14 protein-coding genes are annotated in these 17,811 nt (G+C 34.2%); 1 reads left to right on the plus strand and 13 read right to left on the minus strand.

From position 1 onward, the window contains the following. The first annotated feature begins 19 nt into the window (after nt 1-19). Nucleotides 20-637, plus strand: coding sequence for an HD domain-containing protein (locus tag NG806_RS09735; RefSeq protein WP_261512882.1), 618 nt, complete (start codon nt 20-22; stop codon nt 635-637). A 15-nt stretch (nt 638-652) separates the two neighbouring features. Here the strand turns inward: NG806_RS09735 and NG806_RS09740 are convergent, their stop codons facing one another. From NG806_RS09740 to NG806_RS09800, 13 genes are all read right to left on the minus strand, one after another. Further along, a complete protein-coding gene (locus NG806_RS09740; protein WP_261512883.1) occupies nt 653-1,420 on the minus strand; it encodes an alpha/beta fold hydrolase in 768 nt (255 codons plus the stop codon). Nucleotides 1,421-1,436: 16 nt separating this feature from the next. After that, nucleotides 1,437-2,426: an NAD(P)H-dependent flavin oxidoreductase gene (locus NG806_RS09745; RefSeq protein ID WP_261512884.1), complete on the minus strand. Its 990-nt coding sequence runs from the start codon at nt 2,424-2,426 to the stop codon at nt 1,437-1,439. A gap of 67 nt (nt 2,427-2,493) precedes the next feature. Beyond that, nucleotides 2,494-2,991 carry a hypothetical protein gene (locus NG806_RS09750; RefSeq protein WP_261512886.1) on the minus strand — a complete coding sequence of 166 codons (498 nt, stop codon included), beginning with the start codon at nt 2,989-2,991 and terminating at the stop codon, nt 2,494-2,496. A gap of 114 nt (nt 2,992-3,105) precedes the next feature. Then, nucleotides 3,106-4,473, minus strand: coding sequence for a peptidylprolyl isomerase (locus NG806_RS09755; RefSeq protein WP_261512887.1), 1,368 nt, complete (start codon nt 4,471-4,473; stop codon nt 3,106-3,108). Between the two features lie 87 nt (nt 4,474-4,560). Next, entirely contained in the window at nt 4,561-5,484 is a 924-nt protein-coding gene (locus NG806_RS09760; RefSeq protein ID WP_214827015.1) for a PfkB family carbohydrate kinase, read from the minus strand. Nucleotides 5,485-5,511: 27 nt separating this feature from the next. Then, nucleotides 5,512-6,069 carry a gliding motility lipoprotein GldD gene (gene gldD / locus NG806_RS09765; RefSeq protein WP_214827018.1) on the minus strand — a complete coding sequence of 186 codons (558 nt, stop codon included), beginning with the start codon at nt 6,067-6,069 and terminating at the stop codon, nt 5,512-5,514. A gap of 44 nt (nt 6,070-6,113) precedes the next feature. Further along, nucleotides 6,114-7,148: an A/G-specific adenine glycosylase gene (gene mutY, locus NG806_RS09770; RefSeq protein ID WP_261512889.1), complete on the minus strand. Its 1,035-nt coding sequence runs from the start codon at nt 7,146-7,148 to the stop codon at nt 6,114-6,116. Nucleotides 7,149-7,243: 95 nt separating this feature from the next. Next, nucleotides 7,244-7,708 carry a hypothetical protein gene (locus tag NG806_RS09775; RefSeq protein WP_261512890.1) on the minus strand — a complete coding sequence of 155 codons (465 nt, stop codon included), beginning with the start codon at nt 7,706-7,708 and terminating at the stop codon, nt 7,244-7,246. Between the two features lie 75 nt (nt 7,709-7,783). Next, the gene (locus tag NG806_RS09780; protein ID WP_214827029.1) at nt 7,784-9,145 is read right to left on the minus strand and encodes a DUF5458 family protein; all 1,362 of its coding nucleotides are present in this window, start codon (nt 9,143-9,145) and stop codon (nt 7,784-7,786) included. Between the two features lie 22 nt (nt 9,146-9,167). Then, complete coding sequence (locus NG806_RS09785) at nt 9,168-9,719, minus strand: type VI secretion system contractile sheath small subunit (RefSeq protein ID WP_214827032.1); 552 nt, start codon at nt 9,717-9,719, stop codon at nt 9,168-9,170. Nucleotides 9,720-9,872: 153 nt separating this feature from the next. After that, entirely contained in the window at nt 9,873-11,969 is a 2,097-nt protein-coding gene (locus NG806_RS09790) for a M13 family metallopeptidase (protein ID WP_261512891.1), read from the minus strand. Nucleotides 11,970-12,216: 247 nt separating this feature from the next. Next, a complete protein-coding gene (locus NG806_RS09795; RefSeq protein ID WP_214827047.1) occupies nt 12,217-14,274 on the minus strand; it encodes a M13 family metallopeptidase in 2,058 nt (685 codons plus the stop codon). A gap of 76 nt (nt 14,275-14,350) precedes the next feature. Further along, nucleotides 14,351-17,749 (minus strand): polysaccharide deacetylase family protein, encoded by a 3,399-nt coding sequence (locus NG806_RS09800; RefSeq protein ID WP_261512892.1) that lies wholly within the window; start codon nt 17,747-17,749, stop codon nt 14,351-14,353. Between the last annotated feature and the right edge of the window lie 62 nt (nt 17,750-17,811).

Here is a 17,811-nt window from a genome sequence, read left to right on the forward strand (position 1 = left end):
TTTTATATGGTTTAATGATATGAATTTGCAAGAAAGATTTAAACAAAGCCTATTCTCCTACACTCAGGATCAAAATACACTTGATATCCTATGGAAGGAAATTGAAACTCAATATTCGCAAAAAGGAAGACATTATCATAATCTGGAACATCTGAATACTATGTTTTCAGAGCTTGAAATGGTAAAAATTAATATTTCACATTTCTCTAATATTAGCTTTTCAGTGTTTTATCATGATATCATTTACGATGCCTCTTCTAAAGCTAATGAGGAAAAAAGTGCAGAGCTAGCTACATTCAGACTTCAAAGGCTCAATGTTGATCAAAAGTCTATCGAACAGATTTCTGAGCAGATTTTAGCAACCAAGGCTCATCAACGATCTAATGACAATGACACTAATTATCTTTTAGATGCTGATTTATCAATTTTGGGAAAAGACATCGAAACCTATCTTGATTATACTAAAAAAATCAGAAAAGAATATTCTATTTATCCTGATCTTTTGTATAAACCTGGCAGGAAAAAAGTACTGAAACATTTCCTGGAATTAGAAAACATTTTTAAAACCGATTATTTTAAGGATCGATATGAAAAACAGGCGCGGATAAATATTGAACACGAGCTTGATAACTTATAAGTTCCTGCTAAAATTTCAAAGGTTTTGAATAAACTCTGTTGCTTTTTTTAACACCAAATCCGACACCTCCTTATGAGGTGTGTGTCCGACATTTGGAATGATGTATTTATCTGAAATCCCACTTACCTGTTCTATTGTTTTCTCCACCTGATCTAAAGTTCCATACTCATCTGCATCTCCCTGAATAAATAGTAAGGGACAAGTAATATCTTTTAATAAGTATTCAATATTCCAATTTCTATAACTTTCTCTGGTCCAGGTTTCCGTCCATACTTTAAAAAGCCTTTCAACTTTATCTCCGTGGTATTTTTGTAAACGTTCAGCAAGGTTGGTAGTCTTATAAGCTTCCCAGGCATCATATACACCTTTTAGAGTAACTTCTTCAACAAATATATGCCCAGCTTCACAAATAACTGCCTTTACGTTTTTAGGGTATTTGCTAGCGGTTATCAAAGCGATTGTTCCGCCATCACTATGTCCAAACAAAATGGCATCTGTGATATTCAGTTCTGTTAAAAGATCTTTTAGTAAATCCGCTTCGATTTCCATATAGTTATTCGGTCTTTCATCTGTCAGCATTGGATCAGACTTACCATAACCAAGCCGGTCATAAACCAGAACATTACATTGGGAACCTTCTGAAAGTTTCATAGGAAAATCCCGCCATAATTGAGTACATCCAAGAGAGTCATGGAGAAAAATCAAGGTAGGCCTGTCTTCAAGTGAATGATTATATTCTATATAGAGTTTTTTTTCTTTTACTTCTATTAAATTAGTTGACATAAAATTCAAAACGTCATTAAAACTTAGGCATTTTCACCTCTTCAAACTCTTTCAGTAAATTTTTAAAGACTGTTTCAGCTGGCAGTATATCATTAATTAAAGCAGAAACCTGTCCTATTTCTAATTCTCCATCTTCCATATCACCTTCGAACATTCCCTTTTTTGCCCTGGCTCTTCCTAAAGATGCGGCTAAAGCTTCTGCATCTCGTCCTAACTGGTAAATATTTTCCAATTCATTAAAGAACTTATTTTTAACCATTCTTACGGGTGCTAATTCTTTTAGAGTAAGATGGGTATCTCCTTCCTTAAGTTCTGTAATCTTCTTTTTCCAGTTTTCATGAGCACTAGCTTCGTTAGTAGCCGCAAAACGGGAACCAATTTGTACCCCATCTGCACCCAGAATCATTGCTGCTTTCATTTGAGAACCTAAAGCAATTCCACCTGCAGCTATTAAAGGTTTAGAAATGTGCTGTCTTACATTGGGAATCAAACAGAAAGTTGTTGTTTCATCTCTCCCATTATGGCCTCCTGCTTCAAAGCCTTCAGCTACAATAGCATCTACCCCTGCTTCTTCACATTTTACAGCAAATTTTGTAGAAGAAACAACATGTGCTACTTTTATTCCTTCCTTTTGCAACGTTTCCGTGTACGTTTTTGGATTTCCGGCAGAAGTGAAAACAATCTTCACTCCTTCCTCTAAAATAATCTGGATAATTTCTTCAATATTTGGGTAAAGCATAGGAACATTAACTCCAAAAGGCTTATCTGTAGCCGCTTTACACTTTTGAATATTCTCTCTTAATATATCAGGATACATACTTCCTGCGCCGATCAAGCCTAACCCGCCACAATTGGAAACTGCTGAGGCAAGTCTCCATCCTGAATGCCAGATCATCCCAGCCTGGATAATTGGATATTTTATATTAAAAAGTTTTGTAACCCTATTTTGTTCCGATTCCATATCATGAAGCTTTTTGGCTGTCGTAAAATCTATAAAATTGCTCATGCTGTAAAAATACTAAAAACAAAGATTTCAGGCATTCCGTTTTTAAGAATATTCACTCTGATTCTTATCAAATTTTGTAATGATCCAGGGTTTCATCAATTATAAAACTGATATCTAAAAATTTTTGAACCAGTTGAGAAGTATCCTTTTCAATACTGTCAGGTTTCAACTCAATCCATCCTTCCATTAATGTTAACGGACCATATTGTACACTCACATTAGGCCAATTATCGCTGTTATTGATAAACTGCTCTCTAAATCGTTCTGCAAAATTCCGGCTCAAAATTTTATATCCTTTTAATTCCCTTAACTTCAAAGCGTGAATATTATAGTATATTTTGTTTTCCTGAATCGCTTTATCATTAACCCAGACAGAAAAAAAAATTCTTCCATTGGCAATTAATGGTGATTGTGGATTGCTAGACCACTCAGATTTATACACTTTCAATGCTAAAGATTCCATAACACTACCTATAGACACTTTCAATTTCAAATCATCCAATTCTTTTTTTAAAATTGTTGAAATTGCCGATTGAAATTTATTTTGGTAAAAATTATAATCCATTTCTATTTGTTTTAAAATAAAATATTTAAGGTATTAAAAACAATAGGCTAAAAGTAATTACTTTTAGCCTATTGTTTACAAAAAAAACCTTCAGACTAACTGAAGGCTTTTAATTTATTTCTTTAATGCCTCTTTCTTCCAGTTTCCTTTGAACTTACAAGAATCGTAACGGCTATCTATTGATATGAAAGTCGTTGGTAATTTTGAATTCACAAATTTTTCAACCATTTCATTTCTTTTCTTATTAAGAGCCATCTGCTTTATTCTGTCATAGTCAGTCTCTAAAGTGATCTGGTGAGCAGGAATTACCTCTTCGATCTTTACAATCTTAACCACTTTTCTTTTTCTTTCATCTTCATCATCAAAAGCATTTGTTAGATCATCTTTGTTAAGACCTGCCAATTCGTAGCTGATTGTTCCTGGAATACTTTCTCTTTCAATTTTATTAGAACCATCAGCTCCGGCAATTACCCCACCATTGAACTTAGTTTTCTTATCGTCAGAATATTTAAAAGCAGCATCTTTAAATGTGATCTTTCCTTCAACAATTAAAGTTTTGATACTATCTAATTTCTTTTTTGCTGTTTTAATCTCATCCTCTGTAGGTGTAGCCATTAAAAGAATATGTCTTGCATCATAAATCTTTCCAGATTTTTTCACCAGTTGAATAATATGGTAACCAAATTCTGATTCTATAGGATCTGAAATTTCTCCTTCCTGTAAATTAAGTGCGGCAGCCTCAAATGGCTTTACCATCTGACCTTTAGAGATATTTTTCATCAAGCCACCTGTAGATGCGGAACCTGGATCTTCAGAATAAATTCTAGCCTGGCTTTCAAATGATTCTCCACCTGCAATATCCTGTTTGATCTTTTTTAATTTATTGATCAGTTCGTCTTTGTGCGCTTCCGTAAGCTTAGGGTACATCATGACCTGGGCTAAAGAAACTTCATCCTTGATCTCAGGCAACTGAGCTTTATAAAGGTTATAAAAATCGGTTACTTCATTAGGAGTAACATCTGCTTTATCAGTAACTCTTTGGTATTTTGCCTGTCCATAATAAGTATCAGTATCTATTTTTTCAATAGCATTTTTCATTTCATACCCATTTCTGAACTTATAAGCTGCCAACATTGCTTTTTCGTCTGGGAACTGAGAAAGTAATTGAGAGTACTTAGCATTTGCCTGGCTTTTTATAGCTGCAGATCTGTTTTCAATTAATGTATCTTTCTTAGCTTCGTATACAAGAAGTTTGTTGTTGATCAGATTCTCCAAAAACTCACACTTATCCGTATTGGAAGCTCCCTGCTGTTTTGCATAATTCATCTGTTCATTTACATCAGACTCCAATACAATTTCATCTCCAATTACAGCAGCAATACCATCCACTAGGTCTCCTTGTTTTATTTGAGCTTTCATGTTGGTAGCAAATAGCATCACAAAAACTCCAAAAAGAAAAGTGATCTTTAGTTTATTTATCATTTTAGTATTTTAAACAAGTTGCAAATTTAGAATTCTTAATGAATTACACTAAATTTTTTATTATAAATATTTCTTAAAAACACCTATTTATTGTAGTTCAACATCAAATGTTGTTAATTCTTTGAATTGTCTCAGTCTGCTGAACATATCAGACTCGCTTACTTCCTCAATTCTTTCCGTTCCAAATTTTTCAACAGTAAAGGATGCCATAGCAGAACCAACGATCAAAGCAGATTTCATTGTTTCGAAATCGATCTTCCCTTTTTTAGCTAAATAAGCTGCAAAACCACCTGCAAAAGTATCTCCAGCTCCTGTTGGATCAAAGACATCTTCTAATGGAAGTGCCGGAACAGCAAAAACCTTATTATCGTGGAAAAGTAATGCTCCATGCTCACCTTTTTTAATGATAACATATTTAGGTCCCATTGTAAGGATCTTTTTTGCTGCTTTTACAAGAGAATACTCTCCTGACAACTGTCTTGCTTCTTCGTCATTAATAGTGATCACATCAGTTTTAGCGATCATATCCATTAAAATATCTAAAGCAGTATCCATCCAGAAATTCATTGTATCAAGAACAACAAGTTTAGGACGTTTGTTCATTTTTTCAAGAACTGATAACTGAACTCCAGGATGTAGATTTCCTAATAATAAAATCTCAGAATCCTGCATAGAGTCTGGAATTTTAGGATCAAAATTTTCCAAAACATTCACCTCCGTAGCTAAAGTATCTCTAGTATTTAAATCATTATGATATTTACCTGACCAGAAAAAAGTTTTTCCTTCTTTTACAATTTCAAGTCCTTCAATATTTACATTTCTGTCTGTAAACATGTCTAGGTGTTCTTGTGGGAAATCTCCTCCTACAACAGAAACAATTCCTGATTTCACTCCTAATATAGATGAAGTGATTGCAATATAAGTGGCGGCTCCGCCTAAAATTTTATCTGTCTTACCAAATGGTGTTTCAATTGCATCAAATGCAACACTCCCAACAACTAAAAGTTTCATATATTTTTCAATGTATTTTAAACTGATTTATTTTTTCCATTCAAAAGTATCCAGCAGGTGTTTCATATCTTTTTTGATATAATCCACAGCAGGAGCTAATGAATCCGGTTTCGGTCTTGTATTAAAGTATAGATAGGCAGTCACAAAATGTTTTGTACTGTCCGTAATGTAAAATTGAAGGTTAGAAGCACTCTGTCCTTTTAATTCGTAAAAGTTTCCATATACCTTTTTTTCAGGATATTCGAAAGACTTCGTATCAATAGCACTTGCTTTAATGGTATGTTCATATACCATTTTTTCAGCTTCTTTAATATGATCTGCAAAATCATTTTGAATCGGATAATAGGTAACGAAGATCTTAGCCTTCATTTTAGGATAATTCAAATAATACCAGCAAGGCTTTTTAGCATCTGTCATTGTCGCAAAATCCGAATACTCAAAGCTGTAAGCACAGTTAGATTCAAATTTTTGATATTTTGGTGTGGGATACTCCAAACGTAATTCTCCGTAAGGTTTTGGAATTGGATCTTTTCCACATGAAATTAAAAGCAATGAAGCAAATATAAAAATGACTTTTTTAATCATTTTGCAAAAGTACAAATTAGATTTCAGATTTAAGAAGACAAATTTCAGTCTTTCAATGAGTTTTGAATATAGTTTTCCAAAGGTTTGGGAAAAGATTTCTTTTGTGATCCTTTAAAGTCTGTAATGATGTATTCATTTTGTTCAATGAAATTGTTCCAAACCACTTTCGAACTTACGTCAACATCATAAATATCAATGGTCAGATTCTTATGAGTGAGTTTATGATGGAGCGTTTTAAGACCTTTTATAAATGGTTCCAGCTCTCCTGTAATGGAAGTTGGAAATTCAAAAAGTTTTTTCCAGATAAAGTCATCTTTTCGCTGCTGAACTACAAATTGCCCTTTAATGTGAACAAAATAATATTTTAAATGAAGATCCTCTGTTTTTGTTTTTTTTGTTTTAACAGGGAAATCAGAAACTTTATTTAAAGAATATGCTAAACAGTCATCTTCCAAAGGACATTCATCACAAAGTGGATTCTTAGGCTTGCAAATTTCTGAACCAAGATCCATCATCGCCTGATTAAAATCGCCTACATTTTCCGGCATGATCAATGTTGCCAATTCAGAAAAATAAGTAAATGCCCGCGAATTGGAAATATCAAAATCATCTGCAAAAACCCTACTCAATACCCTATAAAAATTTCCATCTACAGCCGGTATTTTACCACCAAAACAAATACTGGAAACTGCCGCCGCTGTGTATTTCCCTACTCCTTTCAACAGTAGAATATCCTCATAGCGAGATGGAAAAAAACCATTATGATCAGCTATGATCTGTTTTGAAGCTTTATGAATGTTAATTGCTCTGGAATAATATCCCAAACCCTTCCAATGGAGCAAAACCTCATCCTCTTCAGCTTCAGCTAAAGTTTCTACATCGGGAAATCTTTTGATAAAGTTATTGTAATGATTGAGTCCCTGACTGATTCTTGTTTGCTGAAAAACAATTTCGCAAATCCATATTTTATAAGGATCTTTTGTTTTTCTAAAAGGTAAATCTCTGGCATTTTCTTTATACCAATTCAGTAATTTACTTCCTAAGTGAAGAAAACCTGAATCTCTAAAATTCTTTTCCAAAAAATAAGTCTGTTAAGTAGTTCAATTGCTCTGATCAATTATTAGTTTTAGATCTATTATTCTAAAACCAGATCAAAGTATCTGCAAAGATAGAACTATTTACTTTCTGTACCTACAGAGTATATCGGAGCGGATTTAAGCCATTGATATTTTAGCTTCTTATCATCTGCTATAAAGCGATATCCATTAAGCTTTTTAAGAAAAATGTACACCGAGTCTTTTTTCAGTTTTAGCCTTTGGTTGGAAAGGAACTGAAATGGATAGTTGATCACAGAATCTCTTGTTGTCTTTTCTATTACACCTGATTTGAGTCTGTAAATAAATATTGATTTTCCGCGACCCGAAGAGCTATCTACAAGCTTTATATCAGAAGTAGCAAGAACCATATCACTAGCATCAAAACACTCGTCAACATTCATGATATAAGCTTTACCTTCCTGCCTTTCATCTGCAAAAAGATCTCGTTTATAATGAGTAGGGCTTTGAAATTTCTTTTCGCAACTTATAACAAAAAATATAAGAAGGATTGGTATGCAGTAAATAAATCTGAATTTAAGCATATTAATTTTTATGTGAATTGGTAGAAAAAAACCGATGTAAAATTGCATCGGTTTTTATTATTAAAATAGGATATATTAGTCCTGAGTATATTGTGACTCCCATTCGTTACCATCATCTCCTTTGTGTCCGTCCAATTTAATAACGAAACTTTTTGTTGGGAAATAAGGCGTTAAACGGATATCCAGCCATACTCTGTCTTTATTTACTTTATCTTGCTCAAAACGAACAATTTTGAACTTTTCAATAAGCTTATCAGCTCCTTTGATTCCATCTAGGAAGGTTACGATCTGTCTTCTTAAATCATCTTCATTTTTTGCAGTCCAGTTTTCAAATGCTCTTCTGTTTAAGAAATCCAATAAAACTTTAGTTACATAATCAAATACACGAACCACTGAATAAGTCTGAAGTCCAATATTATCTCCTGTAAATAATGTTTTAGCAGAGAAAGCCATGATTTTTCCATATTCATTAACCATCGGTACTAGCCCCATTTTTTCCAACTGAGAAATTTCACTTTTCTTCAATTCGAATTTTACGGCATCAACCTCGTTGATATTACCATGTTTTTTACCCGCTGCTACCTGAGACATTAGTGTCTTATGAATTTTTCCTGCCAATGAAGTAGATGGTGGTAATTCCACGTTTTCTTCTTCACCCACTTCTTCTGCTCTTCCACGACCTACAAGCCAGTTACAAGTCATGATTACATTACTTCTATGAAGCTCTCCTCCTGTAAGGTTTGCAGAATGGAATAAATCCACCACATCATCCGGTTTATCGAGATTAGCAAAATCCGTAACCATCATTACTTTATTCTCGTTACAGATCTTCGCCCATTTTTCAATCACTTTATTAGATCCTAAATATCCAGGAATTGCTAAAAGAGAATAATTATCTCTTAGATCTAAACGATCATAATAGCTTTTGAACTCCTCAGCAATAGCATCGATAAAAAGTGGATTATCTAAATCTGAAAGCTGATCTAAGCTTGCATTTACAATACTTACATTATCAACTTTATCAAGTTCTGTATTTTTATAGAATTGAGCTACTGTTCTGTATGAAGTTTCCAACTGGCGAACAGTATCTAAAGTATTTTTTAAGTTTGTTTTTAAATTTTGTTCTGCCTGCTGCGCTTTATTTTTGCAGGTCTCTGCCATTTTATCTGCAGATTCATTACCCTCCAAAAGACTTACCCAAAGGTTGATCTTTTGAAGTAATTCTTTTCTTTCGTCTCCTTTATTATTATCAGTAAGGAATATTTCTTTCCTTGCTTTTCTAGTCGGATTCATGTTGGCGATGCCATCTACAACAGATTCTACAAAACCAAACCCACCAATTTTGTTGAGCTCGGCAAGAGGATTACCTTTCGGTTGTCCCGAATGTTGCTGTTGACCTTGTTGCTGACTTTCTGATGCCTGTAATTTACTATCCATGATTTAATGTAAAGTCTTTAGATTATTTTTCAAGTTCTTGTGCCACTTCTTTTAATACTTCCACAAAAGCAGATCTTGTCTGTTCGTTTTCCAGCATGTTACGCAGAATTTTATTTGTTTTTAGCTGACGTACAATTTTGTTATATTGTTCCTGCTCCATGCTAAGTTGCTGCAAATAATTTGATTTCTGTGTAAGACTCTTAGGAGTGAAGTCCCCAAGATTTTGAAAACGGAATTCTTCGTCTACCACACTACCATCTTCTGTTTCATGTTGTACACTTATAGAAGGTTGAAAATGCTTGAAGACGTCTTCCACAGTCTTTAATCCTGTTACGATTTCAGGGTTATAAGATTCATCAGTAGTAAGCTGGCTTACAATTAATGACTTATTTTCCTGTATTTCTTGAATAGCTTCATTAGCGTCTACTTTTATCTCGTTTCCGCCAACACCATAATTAAACATTGCCATATTATTATTATTTTGAGATTTTTGATTTTGGTTAGAATTGTTTTTATCCGACGAGTCGAATAAGTCCCCAATCCAATGCTTAAATTTAAAAAAAAACTCTAACATACAAAATTTTGTTAAGATTTTTCTTGAATTATTTAATTATACCTATTTTATCAGACATAAATATGTCATTTTCACTTCACTAAACTATGAAAAATAAATAAAAAAACACATCAAAGATGATGTGTTTTTTATTTCTAACAATTTTTGGCAATGTTACCAAATTTTTATTCTGTCCTGAGGAGCTTTATACAGCTTATCTCCAGGCTTTATATCAAATGCTTTGATAAAAGCATCCTGATTTACTAATGGTCCAAATGCTCTGAAATATCCAGGAGAATGTGGATCTGTTTTTACCTGATTCACCATATATTGGTCTGTAGACTTTGTTCTCCAAACCGTTGCCCAACTCATAAAGAATCTTTGATCCTGATTAAATCCGCTGATAGATCCTGGATTTCCGTGGTCTTTAAGATACATCTGTAATGCATCATACGCTACAGCTACGCCTCCCAGATCACCAATATTTTCACCACTTGTAAATTTCCCGTTTACAAAGCTTCCTTTCACCGGTTCGTAGCCGTTATATTGTGCTGCTAACTGGGCTACTTTAGCATCAAAGTTTTTACGATCTGTATCTGTCCACCAATTATTAAGGTTTCCATCACCATCAAAACGGGAACCACTATCATCAAAACCATGAGAAATTTCGTGACCGATTACTGCACCAATCCCACCGAAGTTTACTGCTGCATCCGCTTTAGGATTATAGAAAGGTGGCTGAAGGATTGCCGCTGGGAAAACGATCTCATTATTTGAACCACTGTAGTAAGCATTCACAGTTTGTGGTGTCATTCCCCACTCTGTTTTATCAACTGGCTTTCCAACTTTTTCCAAACTTCTCTGATATTGCCAAGCAGCTACATTTTGTAAGTTTGAATATAACGTTGAGCCCTGATTCGGAGAACCTACTTTTAGTTCAGTATAATCTTTCCACTTGTCAGGATAAGCAATTTTTACTGTGAATTTAGATAATTTCTCCTGAGCTTTTACTTTCGTTTCCGGAGACATCCAGTCCATATCATTAATATGGGTTTTAAACGACTTTAAAATATAGTCGATATAGGTTTCCATCTGCTGTTTTGCTTCAGGAGTAAAATACTTTTCAACATATAATTTCCCAAAAGCTTCACCAAGAACACCATTTACAAGACCCAACCCTCTTTTATTCATTGGGCGTTGTTCCTTTTGTCCCTGAAGATATTTTGAGTAGAAATCAAAACGGATCTGCTCAAGGCTCTCATCAAGATTACTTGCATTACCATTTATTACATGATATTTCAGATAATCTTTTAATAGAGGAAGGTTCTTTTGAGTCAGGAATTGATCCATATTCTGGTAATACTTCAATTCACCAACAATTACTTTATCTGTATTTACACCTGCATCGGTTAAATACTTAGCAAGGTTAATATTTTTAACTAATCCTGATAACTCAGATACATTTTTTGGATTATATCTTAAATTAGCATCTCTATTCTGCTCCAGAGTTAAAAGATAGTTGGCTAATTGTTTCTCAAAAGCAACTACATTTTCAGCAGATTGAGTCGAATTTTTATATCCTAATACTCCGAATAGTTTACCTACGTAGTTTGTATACTCACCTAACGTTTTTGTATTGGCTTCATTTACTTTCTGATAGTAATCTCTTCCCAAACCAAGATCCGGCCCACCAAGATATACCGCATTCATTTTAGAGTTCTTCATATCTGCACCTACTCTCCAGCCATAAAAAGAATTATCACCCAGTTTAGTAGCATCTAAAAGATACTTCTGTAAATCGTTAAGGTTTTTGATTGCATCAATTTTAGCAAGATCTCCTTTTATAGGAGCAATACCATCTGTATTTCTTTTACTGGTATCCATGAAAGACGCATATAGATTCTGAATTTTTTGTCCTTCAGATCCATCAGAATATTTTTCAGATAAGATTTTATTTAAAATATCCAAAGAAGCATCATCTACATTCTCTCTCAAAGCATTGAAAGATCCCCAGCTTGCTTTATCAGAAGGAATCTGAGTTGTTTTCACCCAATTTCCATTTACATAGTTGAAAAAATCATCTTGTGGACGAACACTTTTATCCATGTATGATAAATTAATTCCCTCTTCTTTCATTTCTTCTTTTACTGGTTGTGTAGTGGCAACCGCAGTCTCTGTCTTAGTTGTTTTTTCTGCGGTCTTAGCTGTACCACATGAGTTTAAAAATACCATACCCGAAAAGGCAAGTATACCAATATTTAGCTTTTTCATTAAAAATCGTTTTTTATTTTACACAAACTTACCAAATATACGAATTTTCGTAATGTGGAAATAGGTAATTTGAGAAGATGTTACAAGTTATGGGTTGTGGAATTTGAGATACCTGATGCAGAAGGATTTGGTAGTTAGAGAAATAATTTATTTATAATAATTTCAATCAAACCCAACAACTCTTATCCATTTACCTGCTACCTACAAAAAAACCGCTCATTTCTGAGCGGCCTATATATTAAGTATATTACCAGATTTTGATTCTGTCCTGAGGAGCTTTATATAATTTATCTCCTTGTTTTACATCAAATGCTTTATAGAATGCATCAACGTTCGTTAACGGACCGAAACTTCTGAAGTATCCAGGAGAATGTGGATCTGTTTTCACCTGATTGGTCATATATTTTTCACTAGACAATGTTCTCCAAACTGTAGCCCAGCTTAAGAAGAATCTCTGGTCTTGTGTAAATCCACTGATCACTCCAGGATTTCCTTTATCTTTTAAATACATCTGTAATGCATCGTAAGCGATATTTACCCCTCCTAAATCAGCAATATTTTCCCCGTTTGTGAAAGTTCCGTTTACGAAAGTTCCTTTTACAGGCTCATATTTATCATATTGAGCAGCAAGAGCTTTTGTTGCTTTCTCGAAATTCGTTTTATCTTCCGGAGTCCACCAGTCTACCAAGTTACCATCTGCATCAAACTGAGCTCCTGAATCATCAAATCCGTGGCTCATTTCGTGACCGATAACAGCTCCAATTCCACCGAAATTTACAGCAGCATCCGCTTTAGGATTAAAGAATGGTGGCTGAAGAATAGCAGCTGGGAATACGATCTCGTTATTTACCGGGTTATAATAAGCATTTACAGTTTGTGGAGTCATTCCCCATTCTGTTTTATCAACAGGTTTTCCGATTTTAGCTAAATCTTTGTTATACTGCCATTCTGAAACATTCTGAAGATTCTGATATAAAGTACCTCCTTTAGATTCTGGAGTGATCATTAATTTAGAATAATCTTTCCATTTGTCTGGATAAGCAACTTTTACCGTAAATTTATTAAGCTTGTTCAATGCTTTTTCTTTCGTTGTAGAAGACATCCAAGAAAGGTTATTGATATGAACAACAAAGCTTTTCTTTAAATAATCGATTAATTCAACCATCTGAGCTTTCGCTTCAGCAGGGAAATATTTTTCAACATATAATTTACCGAAAGCTTCTCCTAAAGAACCATTGATCAACTCATATCCTCTTTTGTTAAGTGCTCTTTGTTCCTGCTGACCTCTAAGGTATTTACCATAGAAAGCAAATCTCATATTTCCCAGGTTTTCGCTCAAATAAGAAGCGCTTCCATTAATCAAATGGAATTTAAGGTAATCTTTAATAACAGAAAGATTCTGAGCATTCACTAATTGGTCGAAGTTTTTATAATATCCTATTTCTCCGATGATCACCTTATCTGAATTTACACCTACTTTTTTCAGGTAAGCAGGAAGGTCTACATTTTTTACCAAAGCAGAAAGTTCTGCCATAGTCTTAGGGTTATACTGAAGGTTTGAATCACGGATCTGCTCGTTTGTCAAATAAGTTTTAGCAATGCTTTTTTCATATTCAACAATTCCTTTTGCAGCTTCATCAGCATTTTTGTAGCCTAATTCTTTTAGCATAGAAGCTACATATTTCTGATATTCAGCAAGTGCTTCTGTATTTTTATCATTAACTTTCTGATAATAATCTCTTCCTAAACCTAAAGATGCATCCCCAAGATAAATAGCATTCATCTTCGAGTCCTTAAGATCAGCGTCTACACCCCATCCGTAGAAAGTATTTTCTCCTTCTTTAGTTACAGCAGTCAAATAATTCTGTAAATCTGTAAGGTTCTTGATCGCATCGATTTTAGTCAGATTGCCTTGAATAGGTTTAATCCCGTCAGCATTTCTCTTCTGCATGTTCATATAGGTAGCATAAAGATCCTGAATCTTTTTCCCCTCACTTCCGTCAGCAAATTTATCTTTCAGAAGAGAGTTCAAAATCGTCATTGAATTATTGTCAGTATCATCTGCCAATTTATTAAAACTTCCCCAAGTTGGTTTATCAGAAGGAATTTTGGCTGTTTTCATCCACGTTCCACTCACGTAGTTATAAAAATCATCCTGTGGACGTACAGATTTGTCCATCAAGCTAAGGTCTAAACCTTTATCTGTTGTACTCATTACTGTTTTAGTTGTTTTAGCCTGAGCACTCACTGTATTTTGTGAGCAAATTCCCGCTAATAAAAACAAAGAAAGCGTTAGTTTTTTCATTATGATAACAATTTATATAATATGTATGTTTATTTTAACATTCGTTACGTTTAATGAAAACAAATTTAAACAAATATTAAGAAGTTGTTACCTCTTTTACATTCCCTGTTCTTTTTAGAAATCCCCAGGCTTGTATTTCTCCTTTTAATGCCTTTCTTAAGCTTCTGAATAAGACAATGTACATGAGCCATCTATAGCCGAATCTTTGCGGGATTACATACAATAAATTGACCAGTTTCTCTCTCTGCATCAAAAAAGCGACAATCGCCAGTGAAGCATCTACCAGAAGAAACAGTAAATAGTATGTGAATATCTTTTCTCCGTTTCCAAATAATATTCCAAAAAACATAATTACATCTGCAAAAGGCGAGAAAAATGGAATAATATATTGAAATAATAAAATATTAGGCATCGCCCAAAGTCCTAAACCTTTATATTTCGGATTTAAGAAAGTCTGTTTCTGTTTCCAGAACATCTGCATGATACCATATGTCCATCGGAAACGTTGTTTTAAAAACTGTCTCACCGTTTCTGGTGCTTCAGTTACTGCAATGGCTCTGTTTTCATTGGCTACTGTATATCCTTCTTTTAAGATTTTCACAGTAATATCACAATCTTCCGCCAGCGTATCTGAAGAATATCCGCCAACCTCATCGATTACTGATTTTTTAAATGCTCCTATTGCTCCCGGGATTACTGTAATCGCATTGATATTTGCATACGCTAATCTATCAAAGTTCTGGCTCGTAGTATATTCTATAGCCTGCCATCTCGTAAGCCAGTTGACTTGATTTCCCACTTTTACATTACCCGCTACTGCAGCAATTTTTTCTTCAGGACTTGCATTTAAAAACCTGGCTATCAAATATTTTACAGCATCTTGCTGAAGCTTAGTATCTGCATCAATACAAACTACATATTCTGCATCGGTTTGAGAGATTCCAAAATTCAAGGCTGTTGCTTTTCCACCATTTGATTTTGTGAAGATTTTCAACTTTGGATGTTCAGAAAATGCTTCTCTTGCTCTTTCATAGGTTAGATCTTTACTTCCATCATCTACCATAATGACATCAAAATTTGGATAAGACTGATTCAGCAAATTGGTTAGAGAAGATATAATATTTACTTCTTCATTATAGGCGGGAACGATAATAGATACTTTAGGGTAGCTTTCCAATACAGGAAACTGTGAAAGTACTTTTTCTTTTTTTCTCTCTTTGATTGCCCAATAAGCCATCAACAGTAATCGTATCAATCCTAATATTATAAAGATTGTAAAAAGAGCTACCAGGAAATGACTAATCCCATAAATCGCAGTTGCCAATACCAGATTCAACTGCATAATATAATAGGATTTTGTCTTTGGAACTTCGGGCATTAGCTCATTTTTGCTTTTATGTAAAATACTTGCTAAAGTGGTAAAATGATACCCCTGTTTTTGTAATGTAGGAATTAATATTTTAAGAGCCTTAACAGTCTCTTCTCTTGTATCTCCGCCCGCATCGTGAAGGAGGATAATATTTCCTCTTTCTTGTTTTATTCCTTGTAATACGCGCTTTACAATTTCATCCGATTTTACACCAGGCTGCCAGTCTTCAGGGTCTATACTTTCACCAATATCCAGATAATTTTGCTGTCTTGCCAAGGCCACCGGAATGATCTCTTCAGAAGTCGTAGGTTCCGAGTCCGCATTATAAGGTGCTCTGAATAAGATCGTACTGTGACCTGTTATACATTCAAATAACAACCTTGTCAGCTTTAGTTCCAGCAATGCTCTTTCCGGACTTACTTTCGCCACATTTTCATGGGTGAATGTATGATTTCCTATTTCGTGACCTTCCCTATAGATTCTTTTTACAAGTGGTAAGTTTCTCTCAGCATTTAAACCTATTAAAAAGAATGCTGCAGGAACATGATATTTTGACAATACATCGAGAACCTGTGGTGTGTATGTTTCATCCGGCCCATCATCAAATGTTAGAACCAGCTCTTTCTGTGGTGCTGAGCCATATTTTTTCACTTCATAAGAACTCGGATAGGTTACATAATTTTCATCCGTAATTATTTTTTCTTTCGGATCTATCTCCACTGCAATTTTTCCATCATGTGGAGTATTTAAAACATCCAAAACTTCACCATCTCCGATATAGTCTACCATCGTCTGACCTTTCACATTCTCAAATTTCTTTAGATCAAGTTTTGGCAAACCTGCAAAAGTGAGATCTTTATCATAAAAATTCCATACTCTGCTGTCTTCGCTTCCTAATCTCCAAAGTGCTGTTCCTGCTAATGGATATTCTGATGAAAAACGCATCGTATTGAAAATAGAAGCAGCATCATTGAAAAATACAGTATGTGTATTATTTTTAAAATCTGTGTATGAATAATTAAGATTAAAAGTATTGTCATCAAAATTCATAACCGATTTACTGGCACTGGCTTTGGTAATTGCCTGCATATAGGAAACTGAGACATTATCATCGGGATTCGAGCTCCAGTCATATCCATAAGCTCCAAGACCTAAAATAATTTTATTAGCTGTTGTTTTCTTTAAAATTTTTCCTGTCTGGGCCTCGATCCATTTTTGAGACGAAATTGGACCCGCATCTCCTGAAGCAGAATATTCATCATAAGCCATCAGCACAAAATAATCTACATAAGGGTTTAGGCTTTGGATATTATAATCATCATTATCAGTCATAATATCCATGGTTACCAATAGCTTATTTTGCTTAAAAGTATCTGAAAGCTCTTTCATAAAAGCAATAAGATTCTCATCGGAATCCAGATTCATATCCTCAAAGTCAATGTTGATTCCTTTAAAATGAAATTTCACACATTCTTCAGTTAGTTTTCGAATAAGCTTTGTTCTTTTTAAAGGATCATTCAACACTTTAGTTAAACCCTCAGCACGGAACTCTCTATCTGAATTGTTACTTAAAATAGGCATTGCAGCAATACCGGTTCTTTTAATAACTTTATAACCTTCAGGATCAATATTTGTTTTCAGATCTCCTGTTTTAGGATCAAGGAAGAACCATTCGGGGAAAACTAAATTGATGTGTTTAATATTTCTTTTCAGGGACATTAGAGATTGAGGATCCCAGGCTACATAGAAAGCCGAGCGAATTCCTCCGGGAAACTGAGACCAGTTCTTATTTTGATTTTTGAGTCTTTCAGCTTTTGCTTTTTCAATTTTAGAAAGACTGGTATGGATTGTTTTTTCTGAGATAAAACTTCTGAATCCTTTATATTCTTTCGAAATTCTATTTTCTTGAAGGTAAGGTTTTCCGGCAGTAATTATTGTTTTATAGTCTTCATGGAAGGGAATTTTTGGACTTTTGTCCAGCTTCATCATTAATGCCAATGCTAAAAAAAGTAATATCCCAATGAAGATAAAAACACGGGATCCCCATTGGACATTTCTCCATCGTTTTTTATTAGTTGTTTGAAAAACCTGTTTTGAATTTTCCACGTTTTGTTATTTTTCTGAATACGTCTCAAAAAGCGTGAAAAACCATATCAATTTTAATTAAA

The sequence above is a fragment of the Chryseobacterium paludis genome (genome assembly GCF_025403485.1).
In the GTDB taxonomy this organism is placed as follows: Bacteria; Bacteroidota; Bacteroidia; order Flavobacteriales; family Weeksellaceae; genus Chryseobacterium; species Chryseobacterium paludis.